Below are 19,677 nucleotides of genomic sequence, written 5' to 3'. Positions count from 1 at the left end.
GCCCCCCCCCCCCCCGGCCCCCCCCGCGCCCGCCCCCCCCCCCCCCCCCGGGGGGGCCCCCCCCCCCCCCCCCCCCCACGGCCGGTCGCGGTCACGGCCACAGGCGCTCGGTGCGCCAGCCGTCGCCGGTGCGGCGGTAACGCAGCCGGATGTGCCGCCGCTGCGCGTCGGCCTGCCAGAACTCCACGGTCATCGGCTTGAGCAGATACACCGTGTGGTGCTCGGCGACCAGCTGCGGGTCGGCCTCCAGCCGGGCCTGCGCGGCCGTCAGCTCGGCAGCGAGGTCGGCGGGATCGTGCAGGACGGTGCTCTGGCGTCCGATCAGGCTCGCCGTACGCGAGCCGATCGGCCTGGCCAGGAAGTCCTGGGCGCTCACCTCGGGACCGGCGGGCTGGACCGGCCCGCGGACGCGGATCTGCCGTCCCTGCTCGCGCCAGTAGAAACCGAGCGCCGCCTGCGGGTTGACGCCGAGCTGGGCGCCCTTGGCGCTGATCGACTCCGTCGCGAAGTAGAGGCCCTCGGCGTCGAGGTCCTTCAGGATCAGCACCCGCAGGTCCGGCAGTCCGTCGGGCCCGGCGGTGGCCAGGGTCATCGCGTGCGGCTCGGACACCCCGGCCGCGATCGCCTCCTGCAACCAGGCGGCCAGCAGGTCGGCGGGGTCCGGCGCGGCGGCGTCCGGGTCGAAGGCAGGCAGAGGCTGGGCGAAGACCGGCAGCCCTCGCAGAAGATCACGCATGGACACGCCGCCATTCTCCCGGATCAGCCTCGGCAGGCCTGCGGGCAGGCCTACGGCAGGCACCCGGCTCGATGTCCGATCAGTACACGTCCCGCAGGTAACGCCGGTCCGCCGCCAGCTGCTTGACGTACGCGGTCGCCGCCGCCGGGTCGAGGCGGCCGTACACGGCCGCGATCTCCCGCAACGCCGCGTCGACGTCCTTGGCCATCCGCCCGGCGTCGCCGCACACGTAGAAGTGGGCGCCCTCCTGCAGCCACGCCCACAGCTGCGCGCCGTGTTCGCGCATGCGGTCCTGCACGTACACCTTGCTGCGCTGGTCCCGCGAGAACGCCAGGTCGAGCCTGGTGAGCACACCGTCGGCGGCGAGTTCGGCAAGCTCGTCAGCGTAGTAGAAGTCGGTGGCTCGGCGCTGCTCGCCGAAGAACAGCCAGTTGCGCCCGCGGGCGCCCGCCGCCCGCCGCTGCTGCAGGAACGCCACGAACGGGGCGACACCGGTGCCCGGACCCACCATGATCATCGGCGTGGCTCCGTCGACGGGCGGCCGGAAATGCGGCGTACGCTGCAAAAACACCGGCACCGGCGTATCCGGCGCGGCGTCGGCGAGATACGACGAGCAGACGCCCTTGCGGGGCTGTCCACGGTGGTTGCCGAACCGCACCACCGACACGGTGAGGCTGACCCGGCACGGGTCGAGCAGCGGCGACGAGGAGATCGAGTAGAGCCGAGGCTGCAGCCTCGGCAGGACCGCGACCCAGTCCGCCGCCGCGGCCCGTACGGCATGCTCGGCCACGACGTCGACGGCCTGCCGATCCCACGTCCACTTCGCCAGCTCGCCCTTGTTGTCGGGGCGCAGCAGCGTCTTCAGGTGCGCGTCGTGGCTGCGCTCGGCGACGAAGCGCAGCAGGCCCGGGGTGACCCGGGTGATGTCCAGCCGCCGCAGCAGCGCCTCGGCCAGCGGCACGGGCCCGCCCGCGTCGACGATCTCGTCGGGGTTCAGGCCGGTGACGGCCAGCCACTCGGTGACCAGGTCGGCGCAGTTGGTCGGCCAGATCCCGAGTGCGTCCCCGGCCGCGTAGTCCAGCGTGCCCGCGCTGGTGTCGAAGGTGAAGCGGCGCACCTCCTTGGCCGAGCCGTCCAGGCTGAGCAGCCGGTTGCCGCTCAGCAGCGCCGTCAGTGGACTGACCTTGGTCGGCCGGGCGTCCAGGACCCCTACCGCCGATCCCCCGCCACCGCCCTCCGGCCTGGCCGTGGCCGCCACGACGCCTACCGGGGCGCCCGCCGTCGCGATCGATCCGGACGCGCCGGACCGTCCTGAGCCGGGCCCGGCCCGCCGCGTGACGGCGCGGCGAACGGCCACCTCCGGCCGCGCGGACGAGGTGCCCTTTCCGGACGCGGGGTCAGCGGCCAGCGCGGTGACCACCTGGTCGAGCCAGGCCAGCGCGGTGTCGTCGTAGTCGGGCTCGCAGTCGACCCGCTCGGCCAGGCGTACTCCGCCGAGCTCGCTGAGGCGGCTGTCGAGGCGGCGGCCGTGGCCGCAGAAGTCGGCGTATGACGAGTCGCCGAAGGCCAGGACCGCGTAACGGCGGCCGTCGAGCCGGGGCGCGGCGGGCTGGTCCAGGAAGTCCCAGAACCCTGCCCCGTTGTCCGGGGCGTCGCCGTCGCCGAACGTGCTGGTGATCACCAGCAGGGCCGCGTCCCCGGCCGACAGGTCGGGCGCCGGGCCGTCCATGCTGCGCAGCCGGGCCTGCCAGCCCGCTTCGGCCAGCCGCCGGGCGGCCGTCGCCGCGAACTCCTCGGCATTGCCGGTCTGCGACGCCCACAGCACCAGCACGGACCGTGCGTCGTCGGCCGGCAGCGCCTCGCCCGATCCCTCGCGCAGGCGCATGACGAGGTCCGGTTGGGCCGTGCCCGCCCGGTCGTCCGTGCTCGGCGGCCTGCCGGGAGCGCAGGCGCGGGAGTGTCCGCCCGCCAGGAAGCCGTTGAGCCACAGCGTCTGGTCCGGGTCGAACGGGGCGTCGCCCGGCAGGCGCGGCACCGTCGCCGGGACGGACGGCGCGGCCGCCACCCCGGCCAGGAAACCGCCCAGGTAGCGTCGCTGTGCCCGGCTGAACACGGGCGGGGCCAGCTCGTCGGTTCCCAGCAGCGCGCTCGCGGCGACGGCGGGCAGCGGCGGAACGGCGGTGTCCACCGCAGCCTCCACCGCACCTTCCCCCGGCTGCCATTGCGCCGTCGTGGGGGCGGGCGTCGCGTCCACCGGCGCGGCCACCTTCGTCAATGCGACGGCGCAGACCTTCAGCTCCGGCTGGAACGAGATCGGGTCGACGGCATCGCTGGTCACCGCGTTGACGCTCAGGTACTCGCCGTACAGGTCGTTCCAGTGGAACGGGGCGAAGCAGCTGCCGGGCAGCACCCGCTCGGTGACCACCGCCGGGAGCACGGCCCGGCCTCGGCGGGACGCGACCTCGACCAGGTCGCCGTCGTGGACGTCGAGGTCCGCGGCGTCCGCCGGATGGATCTCGACGAAGGGCGCGGGGTTGAGCTTGCCGAGCTTGGCGACCTTGCCGGTCTTCGTCATGGTGTGCCACTGGTGCTGCAGCCGGCCGGTGTTGAGTACGAACGGGTAGTCGTCGTCGGGCAGCTCCGCCGCGGGCAGGTGCGGCCGCGGATGGAACACCGCCCGGCCGCTCGCGGTCGGGAACGTCAACCGCGGCCGGACTCCGTCCGCTACCTCGGCGGGCTGTCCGCCGAGGTAGCGCACCGGGTTGCGGGTCGGCCCGTCCGGGGCCGCGGGCCACTGCACCGGGCTCTGCCGGAGCCGTTCGTAGGTGACGCCGCGCAGGTCGTATCCGGTCTGCGGGTTGGCGAATCGGCGCAGCTCGGCGAAGACCTCCTCGGCACTGGCGTAGTCGAACGCGTCGGCGTAGCCCATCTCGGCGGCGACCCGGGCGATGAGCTGCCAGTCCGGCAGCGCCTGACCGGGCGGTGGCACCGCCGCGGACACCAGGGTCAGGTTGCGCTCGGAATTGATCATGATGCCGTCGGTCTCGGACCAGGTCGCCGCGGGCAGCACCACGTCGGCGTACGCGTTGGTCTCGGTTTCGCCGTAGGCGTCCTGGGTGATGACCAGCTCGGCGGCCTCCAGGCCCGCGATGACGGTGCGCCGGTTGCCGACCGACGCGACCGGGTTGGTGCACATGATCCAGCACGCCTTGATCTGCCCGTCGGCCATCCGCGAGAACATCTCGACGGTGCCCTTGCCCACCTCGGTGCGCAGCGTGCCGCCCGGCAGGCCCCACTCCTGCTCGACGAACTCCCGGTCGGCCGCGACCAGCACCGAGCGCTGCCCCGGCAGGCCGGGTCCCATATAGCCCATCTCCCGGCCGCCCATCGCGTTCGGCTGGCCGGTGAGCGAGAAGGGCCCGCTGCCGGGACGGCAGATCGCGCCGGTCGCCAGGTGCAGGTTGCACAGCGCGTTGGTGTTCCAGGTGCCGTGGGTGCTCTGGTTGAGCCCCATCGTCCAGCAGCTCATCCAGTCCCGGGCCGCGCCGATCAGCGCCGCGGCGGCGCGGATGTCCGCTTCCGGGATCCCGGTGATCCGGGCGACCTCCGCGGGCGGGTAGTCGGCCAGCAGCCCCGGCATCGACGCCCAGCCCTCGGTGTTCTCGGCGATGAACCGCTCGTCGATGTCGCCGGCCTCGACCAGCAGGTGCAGCAGTCCGTTGAGCAGCGCCAGGTCGGTGCCCGGCTTGATCTGCAGGAACAGGTCGGCCTTGTCGGCCGTGGCGGTGCGGCGCGGGTCGACCACGATGAGCTTCGCGCCCGCCTTGACCCGGTCCATCATCCGCAGGAACAGGATCGGGTGGCAGTCGGCCATGTTCGAGCCGATGACGAAGAACAGGTCGGCGTGGTCGAAGTCGTCGTAGGAACCGGGCGGCCCGTCCGCGCCCAGCGACAGCTTGTAGCCGCTGCCGGCGCTGGCCATGCACAGCCGCGAGTTCGACTCGATCTGGTTGGTGCCGATGAAGCCCTTGGCCAGCTTGTTCGCCAGGTACTGCGCCTCGAGCGTCAGCTGGCCCGACACGTACAGCGCCACCGCGTCCGGGCCGTGCTCGTCGATGATCCGGCGCAGCCCCTGCGCGGTGCGGGTGATCGCCTCGTCCACGCCTGCGTCCACCGGCTCGGCCCCGCGTGCGGGCCGCACCCGTGCGGTCGCCAGCCGGCCCGGCGCGGCCAGCATCTCGGCGCTGGTGGCGCCTTTCGTGCACAGCCTGCCGCGGTTGGCCGGATGCTGGCGGTCGCCGGAAACTTTCAGCACCCGGCGGCCGCCGGGGTCCTGCCCGATGTGCAGGATCATCCCGCAGCCGACGCCGCAGTACGAACACACTGTCCTGACCTGGGACGTCCCAGCACGGTCAGCGGACGCCATGCCTGATTCCTCCACTGTCGGCGAAGGCACCCGGGCGACGCCCCGTGATGCCTCCCGACGGTAGGAACCCGCCGTTACCGAGGCGTCACACCACCCGCCCCTGGACATTACGCGCGCCACACATCGGCAACCACCCATGTGTGAGTCACCGTCGCGCATGCGACGCCTGAGGCATCGCACAAGCGGTGCGCGCCCCGCGGTCCGCCCGATCCGGCCGGGCGCACACCTGGCATCGCTCCGCACCGATTGACAAAGTTTATCGTCAAAACTAATGTCCATTGATCATCAGCGGTGTCCGCGGCAGCCCGGCCGTGCACCGCATCCGGTCGCGCCCACGACTAAGGAGCATCATGACGGGTCAATCGAGCACAGTACGGATGAGACGATGGCGGGCCGGTCTGGCCGCCGCGGCGACCGCCGCCCTGGTGGCAGGCCTCGGCTTCGCCGCCGCCACCGGCGCGTACGCCGCAGCGGGCTGCCGCGTCGCCTACTCGGCCCCGAGCCAGTGGCCCGGCGGATTCACCGCCAACGTGAACGTCACCAACCTCGGTGACCCGATCAACGGCTGGACCCTGGTCTGGACGTTCCCGTCCGGACAGCGCGTCACCCAGGCCTGGAGCGCCAACGTCACCTCCTCTGGCAGCCAGGTCACGGCGACCAACGTCGGCTACAACGGCGCGATCGCGACCAACGGCACCGTCTCGTTCGGTTTCAACGGCTCCTGGTCAGGCACCAACACCGCGCCGACCTCCTTCACGCTCAACGGCGTCACCTGCACCGGCAGCGTCGGCGGCACCACACCGCCGCCGTCCAGCCCGGCCGTGAGCCCTTCGGCCAGCAGTTCGCCGTCGGCCTCGCCGTCCCCGTCCGGGCCGCCGGCCGTCAACCCGATGGCCGCGGTGGCCGCGATGCAGCCCGGTTGGAACCTCGGCAACTCCTTCGACGCCACCGGCGCCGACGAGACGTCCTGGGGCAACCCGCGCGTCACCGAGGCGCTGCTGGACACCGTCAAGGCGCAAGGCTTCAAGAGCATCCGCATCCCGGTGACCTGGGGCCAGCACCACGGCGCCGCGCCGAACTACACCATCGACGCCGCGTGGCTCAGCCGCGTCAAGGAGGTGGTCGACTGGGCCCTCGCGGACGGCTTCTACGTGATGATCAACATCCATCACGACTCGTGGCAGTGGATCGCCAACATGCCCGCCGACCGCACCAACGTGCTCAACCGGTACAACGCGCTCTGGACGCAGCTGGCCGCCGCCTTCCGCAACCACTCGGCCAAGCTGACCTTCGAGAGCGTCAACGAGCCGCAGTTCACCGGCAGCTCCGGCGACGCCCAGAGCGCGCAGCTGCTGCACGAGCTCAACACGTCGTTCCGCCAGATCGTGCGCCAGTCGGGCGGCAACAACGCGACCCGCCTGCTGGTCCTGCCGACCCTGCACACGTCGGCCGACCAGGCCCGCATCGACGAGCTGGTGAGCACGTTCACGCAGCTCAACGACCCGAACCTGATCGCCACCGTGCACTTCTACGGCTACTGGCCGTTCAGCGTCAACGTCGCGGGCGGCACCCGGTTCGACGCGACCACGCAGGCCGACCTGGTCGGGCAGTTCGACCGCGTGTACAACGCGTTCGTGGCCCGCGGCATCCCGGTGATCATCGGCGAGTACGGCCTGCTCGGCTTCGACCGGCACACCGGCACCGTCCAGCAGGGCGAGAAGCTGAAGTTCTTCGAGTACCTCGGCTACTACGCCCGCGCCAAGCAGCTCACCACCATGCTGTGGGACAACGGCCAGCACCTGGGCCGCACCTCGCTGCAGTGGAGCGACCCGGAACTGTTCGCGCAGCTCAAGTCGAGCTGGACGACCCGCTCCGGCACCGCGTACGCCGACCAGGTGTACGTGCCCAAGGCCACCGCGGTCACCGCCAAGACGCTCGCCCTGAACCTGAACGGCACCACCTTCCAGGGCCTGCGCCAGGGCACCACCGACCTGGTGAGCGGCACCGACTACACCGTCTCCGGGGGCACGCTCACGCTCACCGCGTCCGCGCTGACCCGCCTGGTCGGCAGCCGGGCGTACGGCGTCAACGCGACGCTGCACGCCAGGTTCTCCCAGGGCGTCCCGTGGCGGATCGACATCGTCACGTACGACCCCCCGATCGTGTCCAACGCGACGGGCACAGCGGCGTCCTTCGCCGTGCCGACCCAGTTCCGCGGCGACCAGCTCGCCACCATGGAGGCCAAGTACGCCGACGGCACCTTCGCCGGCCCGCACAACTGGACCTCGTTCAAGGAGTTCGACGTGGCGTTCGCGCCCAACTACGCGGGCAGCACGATCACGCTGAAGCCCGAGTTCTTCGCGGAGGTCAACGCGGGATCCCGGGTGACGCTCACGTTCCACTTCTGGAGCGGCGCAACGGTCACCTACTACGTCACCAAGGCGACCAGCGGATCTGTCACCGGCACCACCAGCTGACAGCCGCGCTCTCCGGAACGGCCGGTGGCCCTCGCCACCGGCCGTTCACAGTTTCATTGCCCTTGAAACATTCGCATGTGACGATAACTCCACCGTCGAGGGGAGAGACCGCGCCATGCGAAAGACCTTGCGAACAGCTGGGCTCGTAGCGGGAGTTCTGGCACTGACACTGGCCGCCGGTTCGGCCTGGGCACACGACCCGAACAGCGCCGAAGGCCGCGAGGAAGTGCGGCGCATCATGCAGGACTACGAGGCGCCGGTCCGCGCCGAGGCCGCCGCGCTCGCCGCGACGCCGTGCGTCGGCGGGTTCGCCGGCTCCTACCCGTGCAGCAACGTCGACCTGCTGAGCGTGCTGCCGCTGGGCTCGATCGGCGGCGGCAACGGCAACAGCATGTGGGGCTGGACCGACACCGCCACCGGCAAGGAGTACATCATCTTCGGCCGGAGCACCGGTGCGTCCTTCGTCGACGTGACGGTGCCGACCGCCCCGGTCTACCTCGGCAACCTGCCGTCCTACAACGGCACGTCGAGTTCCTGGCGTGACATCAAGGTCTACGCCAACCACGCCTACATCGGCGCGGACTCCATCAGCTCGCACGGCATGCAGGTCTTCGACCTCACCCGGCTGCGTACCGTCACCACCCCGCAGACGTTCGCCGCCGACGCGCGCTACACCGGCTTCGGCAACTCGCACACGCTCGCCGTCAACGAGCAGACCGGCTTCATCTACGCCGTCGGCACCAACACCTGCAGCGGCGGCGTGCACATGGTCAACGTGCAGAACCCGAAGGTGCCCGTCAACGCGGGCTGCGTCAGCAACGACGGCTACGTGCACGAGAACCAGTGCGTGGTCTACCACGGGCCGGACACCGCCTACGCCAACCACGAGATCTGCTTCAACTACAACGTGGACACGCTGACCATCGTCGACGTGACCAACAAGGCCGCGCCCGTGCAGCTGTCGCGCACCGGGTACGTCGGCGTCGGATACACCCACCAGGGCTGGCTGACCGGCGACCACGCCCGGCTGCTGATGGACGACGAGACCGACTCGGACCTGCCCGGCACCAAGACGTTCATCTGGAACGTGTCCGACCTCAACGCGCCGGTCAACACCGGGGTGCACGTGTCGCCGACCATCCAGGCGACCGACCACAACCTGTACATCATCGGCACCAAGGCCTACCAGGCCAGCTACCGCGCGGGCCTGCGCATCCTGGACATCACCGGGATCGCCTCGAACTCCCTGAGCGAGATCGCGTACTTCGACATCTATCCCGCGTCCAACAACACCGGCTTCAACGGGGCCTGGAACGTCTACCCGTTCTTCGCCAGCGGCACCATCGCGATCAGCGGCATCGAGCAGGGCCTGGTGCTGGTCAAGCACAACCCGGGCGCGCCCGTCACCACGGTGTGGAGCGACACCTTCGAGACCGCCACCGGCTGGACCGTCAACCCCTCGGGGACCGACACCGCCACCTCGGGTGCCTGGGAGCGCGGCGACCCCGCGGCCACCACGTCCAGCGGCACCAAGCAGCTCGGCACCACGGTGAGCGGCGTGAACGACCTGGTCACCGGGCGGCTGGCCGGTTCCGCGGCGGGCACCTACGACCTCGACGGCGGCGTGAGCAGCGTCCGCTCGCCGTCGGTCACCCTGCCGGGCACCGGCGTGCTGAGGCTGAACATGTCCTGGTATCTGGCGCACGGCAGCAACGCCTCCAGCGCCGACTACTTCCGGGTCTCGGTCGTCCACTCCGGCGGCACCACGCAGCTGTTCAACCAGGCCGGAGCGGCGTCCAACCGCAACGGTGCCTGGACATCCGGCAGTTGGGACCTTTCCGCGTACGCCGGCCAATCGGTCCAGATCCTCGTCCAGGCCGCCGACCTGTCCGGCGCGAGCCTGCTCGAAGCCGGCGTCGACGACGTCACCATCACCCGCCAGTGAAAGGAAGGGCACCTTCACATCGCTATGCGTAGATGAAGGTGCCCTTCCTAACCCCTCGCCCGAAGGGACCTGCCGTGCCGGCTGGCAAATGGCGACGATTGCTGCCCTACCTGGTGCTCGTCACCGCCGGTGCGATCACCGTCGGGTACGTGCTGGACGAGCTGCCCGCCACCCCGTCCGGCGCGGCGCCCGCGGCCTCGCCGTCACCCACCCCGTTCATGCACAGCGACGGGCTGTCCGACAGCCACGACGGCTACCTCATCCAGCCCGTCACCCTGCCCACCAAACGTGGCAAGGCGATCCCGGTCGCCTTCCGCATCCTCGGCCCCGACGGACTGCCACTGCGCACCTACGAGACGATCCAGACCAGAGAACTACACCTCTACCTGGTACGCGACGACGCCAGCAACTACCGGCACCTGCACCCCGAACTCGTCGGCGACACCTGGTCGACGAAGGTCGACGTCACCGACGGCGGCGCCTACCGCTTCTACGCCGAATTCGTCCCGCGCGGCAAGGACGCCCTCGGCCACCCGACGGTGCTCGGCCTGCCCTTCCTGATCACCGGCGACACCGCGCTGGCTCCGCTGCCTGCGCCCGCCCCGGCCGCGACCGCGGACGGCTTCACCCTGACCAGGCTGGACGGGGTCACCCACCTGCGCGCAGCACGGGGCGAGCTGCTGCGGTTCCGGGTCTCCTCGGCCGCCGGACCGCCCGTCCTGGAGCCACACCTCGGCGCCATGGCGCACATGTCGGCCTTCGAGGTGCGCACCCTCGCGCTGACCCACGCGCACGCGGCCGCCGAAGCGCCCGACGCGACGCTGACCTTCCACGTCGAGTTCGCCAACCGCGGCGAGCAGCGGCTCTACCTGGAGTTCAAGGTCGCCGGCCAGGTGCACCGGGCGGCGTTCACCGTGTTCGTCACCTGATCGGCGCGGTGGTGTCTCGATGCGGTCGCACGCCTGCATCGAACCGGCGAACAAGGGCCTCGAACTCGGCCAGGCGCAACGGCTGTGGGCAGCGTGCAGGCATGCGGCACCCATCCCGGATCGCGCATCTCTGCGGTCATCCAGGTCAGGCCGTACCGGGAACCGCATGCAAGCCGCGTCCCGAGATGAACCGTCAGTGGTGGCCGTGCCGGCCGAGAGTCTCCACGGGCGTCGCGCCGGGCCGCGTCCACTGCGGCACGGGGCGGCTGGTCGGGCCCCAGGTGGCGTTCCCGTCCGCGTCCGAGCGCCAGTACCAGCACGGGTTCCGGCCCTCCGGCCGGCCCTCGGGGTTGTCCTCCCATGCCTCGCCGCGGCCGTACGGCGTCATGTCGAGCAGGGCGAAGGACGAGCTGGCCTGCTCGGTGCCGCGGCCCGTCGTGGAGTAGGTGAGGAACGTGCGGTCGCCGTCGCGCAGGAAGCAGGTCAGGTTCCCCATCTCCCCGCCGACCGGCGCGGCCACGTCGCGCACCGAGTACCAGGGCTGGGTGTAGCCCATGAAATCGACGAAGGAGGCCACCTCGTCCCAGCGGCCCGTGGTCAGGATGGCGAACGAGACACCGCGGGCGTTGAGGTAGACGGCGTCCTTCAGGTGCCAGGCCGCGAGGGTGCAGCCCTCGCACTGCCCCTGGTGCGGCGCACCGTCGTGCCACATGTGCTGGTAGACCACGAGCTCGTCGCGGCCCTGGAACAGGTCCAGGAACGGGACCGGGCCGTCGGGTCCGACGACCTCGACCGTCCCGTCGAACTCCACCATCGGCAACCGGCGGCGGGCCGCGGCGATGGCGTCGCCCTCGCGGGTGTGGGCCTTCTCCCGGACCAGCAGCTCGTCCCGGGCGGCCTGCCAGGTGGCCAGGTCGGCCACAGGCGGTCGGCCGGGCAGCGCGTTGGTCGTGTGCGTGGTGGTCATGGTGTCCTCCGTGGTGTCTCATGCCGGGTCGTTTCGTAGGTACGTCCTACGATGGTCACCAGTACAGACGAGCGACACCGCCGAAACTCATCGGTCGGAGCGCCCGCAAGCTGAGCCTGCACGGACCACGTCGGGCTGCCGAGCGCACCGGCGCGTGCTCAGCCCGGGTCGACCGTGGTGGTGGCGTCGAAAGGCAGCCGCGGGGTGTGGCCGGGCAGCGCATGGTCGGGATCGGCTACGCCGAGCCGCAGCACGATGTAGGCGTATCCCAGGTTCGACAGGATGCGGCGCATCATCGCCCGGGTGCCGTCGATCTCGATGACCTGGCTGTACGGCAGCACGGCCAGCCCTTGGCCGGTGGCGTGCAGCCACACCGCGGACAGCGTCTGCCCGGCGCGCAACCACGCCGCCCGGTCGTCTCCGTCGCCGAACAGCACGACGTAGGTCGAGGACTTGTCGTGGCCGCCGCCGACGGCGAGCGCGCCACGGGCGCCGAAGTCGCGCTCGCCGACATCGGTCTCGGGACGCTTGTCGGGCAGGACCTCCGGCGGAATCCCGGCGCCGGCCGGACGCCCGGGGCCGGTCCAGCGTGCGGTCTCGGCCTGCCAGGCCGGTTCGGCCGCTGCGGCTTCCTCGGCGTGCGACACGGCCACGGCGAGCTCGCTGACCTGGTCGGGGGTGAGCCGGTGCAGATGCACACCGAACTCGCCCGCGATCCGGCGCAGTTCGTCGACCTGCTCCGCGGTGACCGGGGTGTCGACGGTCGGGCGGCGGTCGGTGTGCCGCAACCGCAGCGCCTGGACCAGGCGTACGGCCTCCGCGGTCACCGGCGCGTCGCCGCTGATCGTGAGGGTGGCGAGGTGTGCCGGCTGCGCGGGGTCCGGCAGCGGGCGCACCTCGACCGTGTGGCCCTGCGCCAGCAGCGCGACCTGCGCGTGGTGCAGCGCGGCACCGCAGCTGACGAGCAGCATCCGCTCGTCGGGATCGATGCCGGGCAGCGCCCGGGACGTCTCGGCGTAGAGGTCGAGGCGGTCGGCGTGGACCTGCCAGTGCCAGGGCTGGGTGTTGTGGATCGAGGGGGCGCGGCCGGCAGCCTCGGCCGCCTGGGCGTACGCGGCCGCGGGCGACCGGTCGTGCTCTCCGGCGGTGGTGTTCATGGTGGCTGCCTCCCGTGCCTCGTCAGCCCGTGGCCGCCGCGGCCGGAGGCGAAACGCGGGCGCCCCGGCCGCACCGGCCCTGCTCCCTACGAATACCCGCCCGGACCTGCCATGTGCAGCAGGTTCGCACTATCCGTGACATGAGAAAGCCCCGCCGCACGGTCTCCGGACGCGTACAGCGAGGCTCCTTCAGTCTATGCGGTACGGGTCAGCTTCGCAGCAGGTCGCCGGTCTCCGGGGCGTGGCAGGCGGCCGGATCGACGGCCAGCACCACGCCGAGCAGGTCGCCGAGGGCGTGGGCGAGGCGGGGGTCGGCCAGCTCGTAACGCGAGCGGCGGCCTTCGGGCACGGCGACGACCAGGCCGCAGCCGCGCAGGCAGGCGAGGTGATTGGACATGTTCTGCCGGCTGACCTCGAGCAGGTCGGCCAGGTCCGCCGGGTAGGCCGGGCCGTCGCGCAGGGCGAGCAGCAGCCGGGCGCGGGTCGGGTCGGACAGCGCGTGCCCGAAGCGGGCCAGCACCTGCCCGTACGTCGGCGGCGAGGCGATCGTGTCCACGGCCGAATAGTACATCGCAGGATGAACAAATCGCCTGGTGTACACCCTCAGCGGCGGTGGACCTGGCCGTGCGCGGACTCGCAGTGCTCGTCGGCGCTCTCCCGGACCTGGTGGTCGACCTGCAGGGTGGTGTGGGTGATCCCGTGCGACGCCGCCAGCAGCCGCTCCAGCTCGCGGCGCACCAGGTGGCAGTCGGCGGGCTCGTCGACGAGCACGTGCGCCGACAGCGCCGCCTGCCCGGAGTCGATCGTCCATACGTGCAGGTCGTGGACCTCGACGACGCCCTCGGTGGCGAGCATGTCCACCCCGATCACCTCGGGACGCACCCCGGCGGGCGCGGCGTTGAGCAGCACCCGGCCGGACTCGCACAGCAGCGTCCAGCCACCCTTGATCATGAGTACGACCACGACCAGCGTGGCGACCGCGTCGGCGCGCGCCCAGCCGGTCAGCAGCACCACCAGGCCCGCAGCCGTCGCCGCGACCGAGGCGAACATGTCCATCAGCACATGCTGGTAGGCGCCCTGGACATTGAGGCTGGACCGGTTGGCCTTGCCGATCGCCCACGCCGCCAGCACGTTGACGGAGAGGCCGAGCAGGCCGGTGACGACGACCATCCACCCGGTGACCTCGGTGGGCTCGGCCAGCCGGGCGATCGCCTCGTAGCCCAGCCAGCCCGCCAGCAGCAGCAGGCTCAGCCCGTTGGCCGCCGCGGACAGGATCTCCGCCCGGGCCAGGCCGAACGTGTAGCGCCCGCCGGCGGGCCGGGCGGCGAACCGCATGGCGACCAGCGCGAGCACGATCGCGGCGGCATCGGTGAGCATGTGCGCGGCATCGGAGATGAGGGCCAGCGACTGCGCGAGGACCCCGACGACGACCTCGACCGCCATGAACGCGGCGATGACCGACAGCGCGATGGCCAGCCAGCGCCGGTCGGCGTCGCGGCTCACTGCGTGCGAGTGCCCGTCGTGGCCGCGCCCCTCATGAGCGTGCCCGTCGCGGTTGTGCCCGTGGTGCCCATGGTCGTCATGCATCGTCGTCCACCTCGTGCCCGGAATGCTGACATCGTGCGCCCCAGCAGCGGAAATAGTGTCGCCGACGCGCGCGGCACGCCGACAGTACAGCGAACCATGAATTCATTGCAACATGAACATGGCAACGGATGTCATCGCCGCACCACCGTACGCAATGACACGACTGCGCGCTGTCGGCCCGCGGACGCACTCCCCACTCTGTCGCCACGGATGTCTATGGTTGCCGCCATGGACGACCTCCTCGCCCCCCGCCGACCCGTCTTCGACGCCCGGATCAGCCTGGCCACCGCCGTACACGCACAACCCGGCGTGTACGCCCTGCTGCTCGGCTCCGGCACGTCCACGGCGGCCGGCGTGCCCACCGGCTGGGGCGTCGTGACCGCACTGGTCGCGAAGGTCGCCGCCGCCGCCGGGGAGGCCATGCCCACCGACGCCGACATCGAGAAGTGGTGGACCGAACACGGCGACGGCGCACCACTGGGCTACTCCGCGCTGCTGGAATCGCTGGCCAGCACCCCCGCGGCACGGCGGGCGCTGCTCGCATCGTTCTTCGAGCCCACCGCCGAGGAGCGCCAGCAGGGCGTCAAGGTCCCCGGCGCCGCCCACCGCGCCATCGCCGCGCTGGTCGCCCGCGGCGCGGTGCGCGTCATCATCACCACCAACTTCGACCGGCTCATCGAACAGGCACTCGAAGCCGAGGGCATCTTCCCGCAGGTCATCGCCAGCCCCGCCGCGATCGAGGGCATGGAGCCGCTCCCCCACGCCCGCTGCACCGTCATCAAACTGCACGGCGACTACGCCCGCACCGACCAGCTCAACACCGTCGAAGAGCTGAGCGCCTACTCCGCGCCATGGCAGCGGCTGCTCGAACGCGTGCTCGACGAATACGGCCTTATCGTCAACGGCTGGTCCGGCGACTGGGACCACGGCCTGGTCGCCGCCCTCGAAGGCACCCGTTCCCGGCGCTACCCGCTGTTCTGGGCGTCCCGCGGCGAACTCGGCCAGATCGCCAAGCGCCTCGTGGCGCAGCACCGCGCCCACGTCATCACCGGCGCCGCCGCCGAGCAGTTCTTCCCCGACCTCGTCAACCGGCTCGAAGCCCTCGACGACCTCGCCGACCCGCCGCTGACCAAAGCCATGGCGGTGGCCCGGCTCAAGCGGCTGCTGCCCGACCCGGTCAAGCACATCGAGGTCGCCGACCTGTTCGACACCGAGATCCGGCGGCTGCGCGACTACCTGCGCACCATGCCGCCCGAGCCACCCGCCCAGGATCCCGCGACCTGGCAGCGGGTCCATGACGACGTACGCGCCCGCTGCGACACCCTGATGCGGCTGCTCGCCCACGGGGTCTACCTCGACCGCGACCGCCAGCACACCGCCCTGTGGGTGCGCGTCATCGAGCAGCTCATGCGCGCCCGCCGCCGCCCCGAGGGCGAGCCGGACCCACGCTGGACCGACCTGCAGCACTACCCGGCGCTGCTGGCACTGAAAACGGCGAGCCTGGCCGCGGTCGCGTCCTACCACGACGACGTGCTGCTGCGGCTGCTGCGCCGGCCGACCTGGCGGATCCGGGCCGGCAACGGCCACCGGCCGGTCGCCGCGATGGACGCGCTGCACGACTGCCGGGTGCTCGACTTCGACACCGTCAACGCGTTCCCCCGCTGGCAGGGCGTCACCTGGCAGTATCCGCAGAGCCGCCTGCTGCGCGAGGAGACCCTGCCCGTGCTGCTGCCCCTGGTCGGCGACGAGGACTCGTTCCTACAGCTCTACCACCGCACCGAATACCGCACCGCGCTGGCGCAGTCGCTGTTCGGGGTCGGCGACGGACTGGGGCCCGCACCGGGCGGGTTCGCCGTGGACTCGCAGTGGGCGGCCGACGGCACCCTGTACTGGGAGGCCGACTTCCGCGAGAACGCCGACCGCGACATCTGGGAGCGTACGCCGCTGGGCCGCCGCGACGGCGAAGCCTACGGCCGCCGACTGGCCGCCCTGGCCGAACAGCTGCGCGGACAGGACGGCTGACCGTCGCGACCGGATCAGGCCGGTCGCACCCGCTCGTGCGCCGTCGTCGGCACGCGCGGTTCAGTGAGAAGCGGTGGCCTTGCCCGGCAGCAGCCTGACCGGCACCTCGCGGCCGTCGGCGTGCGCGGCGGTGAGGCGGAAGGCCCCCGACTCCGTCACCTCGAATCTCACCCCGATCTGCGGCACGCCGGCCGGGGCCGGTTCGAGCAGCAGCTCGTATGCGCCCAGGGACTCGTTCGCGGCGACGGCCGGGCTCTGGCCCTGGAAGACGCGCACCTGGATGACGGGCTGGTCGTCGTCAGCGGTGGTGAACACCTCCGTACGCGCGCACGGCACGGCCTGACCGCGTTCGATGAGCGGCATGAACATCGCGCCGCGCACCTCGATGCCGACGGTGAGGCCCGTCGCGCCGCCGCGGATCGGCACGGTGAACGCGCTGCTCGCCGTGGGCTCGGCCGCCTGCGGCGGGACGTTGCCGAGCGCCCTGTGCAGTCGCCGGACGAGCTCCGGGCCGGGCAGGCGGCCGCCGGTGACGTCCTCGTGCGCGTACCCGGACAGCGCCGGGAACGGCTCGCCCGCCAGCAGCAGCGGCACGATCGGCCGGCCGAGCAGCCGGGCGTGGTCGATCTCGCGGGCGACCCAGCCGTCGTGCGACGCGGCGGGCGTCATCACCACGACGACGGCCGAGCTGCCGTCGAGCTGTGCCCGGGTGTAGGTGGACCACCAGCCGTCCGTCATCGGCTGCGTGTCGTACCGCATGGACAGCCCGCCTGCCACGAGGTGGGCGGCCAGCCGCCCGACGTAGGCAGCGTCGTGTTCACGACTGAAACTGATGAACACCGGCCCGCTCATGCGCCGCATGGTAGCTGCCGGGCTCAATCCAGGATGGACTCACCGCCCGGGTAGGCGAACGAGGCCCTCGGGGCGTAGAAGCCCCAGGTGACCTCCAGCGGGCTCGCCGGGCGCAGCGCGTACACGGAATGGGTCTTGTCCAGGAACTCCAGCTTCTCGACCTCGAAGTCGGCGACCGGCTCGGAGATGAACGGGTAGTTGCCCGCGACGAACCTCCCGTCGACCTCGGTGAGGTATCGCAGCTGGCCGCGGGCGGTCTCGCCGAGCTGGGGGCCGACTCGCACGGTGGTGCGGATGACCGGCACGCCGTCGGAGGTCGTGGTCGCGGTCAGCTTCCGGCCGTGGATCTCGATGGCGGTGGTGCCGACGGTGGCCGGCACGCCGCGGGCGGAGGCGTAGTCGCGCACCACCGCGCTGGAGTTGAAGTAGTGCGTCCACCAGCGGCCGGGGGTGACGCCGTCGGGCGCGTACGCGTCCTCCAGGTCGGGGCCGATGTAGGTCAGCGAGTACGCGCCGAAACCGGAGGTCTGCTCCGGGGAGTCGACCACGTACTGGTTCATGAAGACCTGGCGGTTGGCCATGGGTTTCAGGCCCCCGGGCACCAGCGCCGCAACCGCGTCGGGGTCGGCGGGCACCCAGCCGAAGTAGAGCATGCGGCTGTTGACGACGAGCTGAGGGGCTTCGAGATCAGGCATCGAGAACTCTCCTGGACGTTGCTGTGTGTAGCCAGAAAGCTACGAGCCGCACGTCCTGCCCGGCAATCGAATATCGACTACTGTCGACATACCGATAGCACCGCGTCGACCTGCGTCACCGGCGGCGGGTGGGTCCCCTCGACGCCCGACCGGCCGACATGATCTCCTTGGGGCGTCGACACCGGGAGGATTCCGCCATGCTTCAGCGCTACGACCAGCGCAACGCCGACCTGAAGTACTGGGTCAACGGCGTGCTGCGCCACCGCGACGAGCCGGGGATCTCCCCGTTCGACTCCGTCGTGCAGGGCGGTGACGCGGTATGGGAAGGCTTGCGGCTCTACCAGGGCCGGATCTTCGCCCTCGACGCGCACCTGGCCCGGCTGCGCCGCTCGGCCGCCGCGCTCGGCTTCGCCGCCGTGCCCTCCGACGAGGAGATCACCGCGGCACTGACCGCGACCCTGCGGGCCAACGAGATGACCGACGGTGTACACGTCCGGCTCACCCTGACCCGCGGCGTGAAGGTCACCAGCGGCATGGACCCGCGGCTCAACCAGTCCGGCTGCACGCTGATCGTGCTCGCCGAGCACAAGGCACCCGTGTACGACACCGGCGGCCTGAAGCTGGCCACCTCCAGCGTGCGCCGCCCCGGCCCGGACGTGCTCGACCCGAAGATCCACCACAACAACCTGATCAACTCGATCCTGGCGAAGATGGAGGCCACTCTCTCCGGAGCCGACGACGCGCTGATGCTCGACGGGCGCGGCTTCGTCGCCGAGACCAACGCCACCCACCTGTTCGCGGTGGTACGCGGGCAGCTGGCCACCCCGCGCACGGTCGCCTGCCCCGAGGGCGTCACCCGGGAGACCGTGCTGGCCCTGGCCGCCGAGGCGGGCATCGACGTCGAGGTGCGCGACATCTCACTGGCCGAGATGTACTCCGCCGACGAGGTGTTCTGCACCGGCACCATGGGCGAGATCGCGGGCGTGGTGCAGATCGACGGGCGCGTCATCGGCGACGGCGCGATCGGCCCGGTCACCAAGCGCCTGGCGGACGTCTACCTCGCGCACGCCCGCAGCTCGGGCACCCCGGTCGTCTGAGTCACGCCGCGGCGGCGGTCAGCCGGTGGGCGTGCAGCTCGTCGTAGTACGGCCGGGCCGCGTCGACCAGGTGGCGGAGCCGGTCGGGCACCACGGCCGGGGACGGGTCGTAGGCGGCGAAGCCGGTCGACGACTCCACATTGGCGTACCAGTGGGGCGCCCACACGCCGTCGGTGTCGCGCGGGCCGGACGGCCAGCTCAGCATCGCCGGGTCCCAGCCGATGCCCAGCGCCGCGCACAGCTTCGCCAGCACCCCGGCCGGGTCCCGGAGCAGGTCCGCGGCGTCGACCACGGGGCCGCCGTAGGCCCGGAAGATCTCGGCCTGCTGCGTGAACCCGAGGTCGGCCAGCGTCGGCTCGCCGCGCACCTTCGCGTACGACGCGACGACGTGCGCCGGGTCGCGGATGAGGTACGCGTTGGCCAGCTCGGCCAGCCAGCCACGGCCGATCTCGGGCAGCAGGTGGTGGGTCATGTGCTTCTGGTAGTACACGTCGACGCCGGGCGGCAGCGGGCCGGTGAGCGCCGCGGCCACGTCCTGCCAGCGCCGCGGCTGGCTCGCCAGGACCTCGGCACGGCCCGGGTGGTCCAGGCCGGTGACGTCGAGGTAGTGCGCATACAGCGGTTCATCCACGACCAGCGTGTCCGCCCGCGCACCGAAGCTGCGCATGAGCGCCGTCGACACGTTGCGCGGCCCCGACCACATCGCCACTCGAGTCACCATCGCCGCCTCCTCGTGACGCAGCGTACCCGCCAATGATCACCGACGTGCGGGCGGCGCCACGCCGGG

The 19,677-nt window shown here is 71.6% G+C and carries 14 protein-coding genes; 5 read left to right on the top strand and 9 right to left on the bottom strand.

Annotated elements, in window-relative coordinates; translation table 11 throughout:
* Nucleotides 1-91: 91 nt before the first annotated feature.
* On the bottom strand, nt 92-736 hold the full coding sequence (locus tag FLL47_RS13010; RefSeq protein WP_144120841.1) for a pyridoxine/pyridoxamine 5'-phosphate oxidase: 645 nt from the start codon (nt 734-736) through the stop codon (nt 92-94).
* A gap of 79 nt (nt 737-815) precedes the next feature.
* The gene (locus FLL47_RS13005) at nt 816-5,162 is read right to left on the bottom strand and encodes a bifunctional nitrate reductase/sulfite reductase flavoprotein subunit alpha (protein WP_144120768.1); all 4,347 of its coding nucleotides are present in this window, start codon (nt 5,160-5,162) and stop codon (nt 816-818) included.
* Between the two features lie 377 nt (nt 5,163-5,539).
* On the opposite strand from FLL47_RS13005, the gene FLL47_RS13000 reads away from it, so the two are divergent.
* From FLL47_RS13000 to FLL47_RS12990, 3 genes are all read left to right on the top strand, one after another.
* Complete coding sequence (locus FLL47_RS13000; RefSeq protein WP_144120767.1) at nt 5,540-7,639, top strand: cellulase family glycosylhydrolase; 2,100 nt, start codon at nt 5,540-5,542, stop codon at nt 7,637-7,639.
* 115 nt (nt 7,640-7,754) lie between these two features.
* Entirely contained in the window at nt 7,755-9,584 is a 1,830-nt protein-coding gene (locus FLL47_RS12995) for a choice-of-anchor B family protein (protein ID WP_144120766.1), read from the top strand.
* 74 nt (nt 9,585-9,658) lie between these two features.
* Nucleotides 9,659-10,513, top strand: a complete 855-nt coding sequence (locus FLL47_RS12990; RefSeq protein ID WP_246157864.1) for a hypothetical protein — start codon at nt 9,659-9,661, stop codon at nt 10,511-10,513.
* 193 nt (nt 10,514-10,706) lie between these two features.
* On the opposite strand, the gene FLL47_RS12985 is transcribed toward FLL47_RS12990, so the two are convergent.
* The 4 genes from FLL47_RS12985 to FLL47_RS12970 all read right to left on the bottom strand — a co-directional run bounded on the left by FLL47_RS12985 (nt 10,707) and on the right by FLL47_RS12970 (nt 14,224).
* Nucleotides 10,707-11,480: a DUF899 domain-containing protein gene (locus FLL47_RS12985; RefSeq protein ID WP_144120765.1), complete on the bottom strand. Its 774-nt coding sequence runs from the start codon at nt 11,478-11,480 to the stop codon at nt 10,707-10,709.
* Between the two features lie 158 nt (nt 11,481-11,638).
* On the bottom strand, nt 11,639-12,637 hold the full coding sequence (locus tag FLL47_RS12980; RefSeq protein WP_144120764.1) for an Acg family FMN-binding oxidoreductase: 999 nt from the start codon (nt 12,635-12,637) through the stop codon (nt 11,639-11,641).
* A 208-nt stretch (nt 12,638-12,845) separates the two neighbouring features.
* Entirely contained in the window at nt 12,846-13,184 is a 339-nt protein-coding gene (locus tag FLL47_RS12975; protein WP_425457689.1) for an ArsR/SmtB family transcription factor, read from the bottom strand.
* A gap of 56 nt (nt 13,185-13,240) precedes the next feature.
* Entirely contained in the window at nt 13,241-14,224 is a 984-nt protein-coding gene (locus tag FLL47_RS12970) for a cation diffusion facilitator family transporter (protein ID WP_144120762.1), read from the bottom strand.
* Nucleotides 14,225-14,452: 228 nt separating this feature from the next.
* Between FLL47_RS12970 and FLL47_RS12965 the strand changes: the two genes are divergently transcribed.
* A complete protein-coding gene (locus FLL47_RS12965; RefSeq protein ID WP_144120761.1) occupies nt 14,453-16,246 on the top strand; it encodes an SIR2 family protein in 1,794 nt (597 codons plus the stop codon).
* 60 nt (nt 16,247-16,306) lie between these two features.
* Here FLL47_RS12965 and FLL47_RS12960 read toward each other — a convergent pair whose 3' ends face one another.
* Both FLL47_RS12960 and FLL47_RS12955 read right to left on the bottom strand, forming a co-directional pair.
* The gene (locus FLL47_RS12960) at nt 16,307-17,098 is read right to left on the bottom strand and encodes a toll/interleukin-1 receptor domain-containing protein (protein WP_186315697.1); all 792 of its coding nucleotides are present in this window, start codon (nt 17,096-17,098) and stop codon (nt 16,307-16,309) included.
* A gap of 23 nt (nt 17,099-17,121) precedes the next feature.
* Nucleotides 17,122-17,793, bottom strand: coding sequence for an acetoacetate decarboxylase family protein (locus FLL47_RS12955; RefSeq protein ID WP_144120759.1), 672 nt, complete (start codon nt 17,791-17,793; stop codon nt 17,122-17,124).
* A 197-nt stretch (nt 17,794-17,990) separates the two neighbouring features.
* Here FLL47_RS12955 and FLL47_RS12950 point away from each other — a divergent pair, with 197 nt between their 5' ends.
* Entirely contained in the window at nt 17,991-18,890 is a 900-nt protein-coding gene (locus tag FLL47_RS12950; protein WP_144120758.1) for an aminotransferase class IV, read from the top strand.
* Nucleotide 18,891: 1 nt separating this feature from the next.
* Here the strand turns inward: FLL47_RS12950 and FLL47_RS12945 are convergent, their stop codons facing one another.
* Complete coding sequence (locus tag FLL47_RS12945) at nt 18,892-19,611, bottom strand: sulfotransferase-like domain-containing protein (protein WP_144120757.1); 720 nt, start codon at nt 19,609-19,611, stop codon at nt 18,892-18,894.
* Nucleotides 19,612-19,677: the final 66 nt, after the last annotated feature.

It is taken from the genome of Catellatospora sichuanensis (genome assembly GCF_007483665.1).
Lineage (GTDB): Bacteria > Actinomycetota > Actinomycetes > Mycobacteriales > Micromonosporaceae > Catellatospora > Catellatospora sichuanensis.
This window is presented reverse-complemented; position numbering and strand designations above follow the sequence as displayed.

Coding starts and splice junctions, on each gene's coding strand:
- FLL47_RS13010 (WP_144120841.1), bottom strand. CDS start 736: ATGCGTGATCTTCTGCGAGGGCTGCCGGTCTTCGCCCAGCCTCTGCCT.
- FLL47_RS12985 (WP_144120765.1), bottom strand. CDS start 11,480: ATGACCACCACGCACACGACCAACGCGCTGCCCGGCCGACCGCCTGTG.
- FLL47_RS12945 (WP_144120757.1), bottom strand. CDS start 19,611: ATGGTGACTCGAGTGGCGATGTGGTCGGGGCCGCGCAACGTGTCGACG.
- FLL47_RS12970 (WP_144120762.1), bottom strand. CDS start 14,224: ATGCATGACGACCATGGGCACCACGGGCACAACCGCGACGGGCACGCT.
- FLL47_RS12995 (WP_144120766.1), top strand. CDS start 7,755: ATGCGAAAGACCTTGCGAACAGCTGGGCTCGTAGCGGGAGTTCTGGCA.
- FLL47_RS12955 (WP_144120759.1), bottom strand. CDS start 17,793: ATGCCTGATCTCGAAGCCCCTCAGCTCGTCGTCAACAGCCGCATGCTC.
- FLL47_RS13000 (WP_144120767.1), top strand. CDS start 5,540: ATGAGACGATGGCGGGCCGGTCTGGCCGCCGCGGCGACCGCCGCCCTG.
- FLL47_RS12965 (WP_144120761.1), top strand. CDS start 14,453: ATGGACGACCTCCTCGCCCCCCGCCGACCCGTCTTCGACGCCCGGATC.
- FLL47_RS13005 (WP_144120768.1), bottom strand. CDS start 5,162: ATGGCGTCCGCTGACCGTGCTGGGACGTCCCAGGTCAGGACAGTGTGT.
- FLL47_RS12960 (WP_186315697.1), bottom strand. CDS start 17,098: ATGAGCGGGCCGGTGTTCATCAGTTTCAGTCGTGAACACGACGCTGCC.
- FLL47_RS12950 (WP_144120758.1), top strand. CDS start 17,991: ATGCTTCAGCGCTACGACCAGCGCAACGCCGACCTGAAGTACTGGGTC.
- FLL47_RS12980 (WP_144120764.1), bottom strand. CDS start 12,637: ATGAACACCACCGCCGGAGAGCACGACCGGTCGCCCGCGGCCGCGTAC.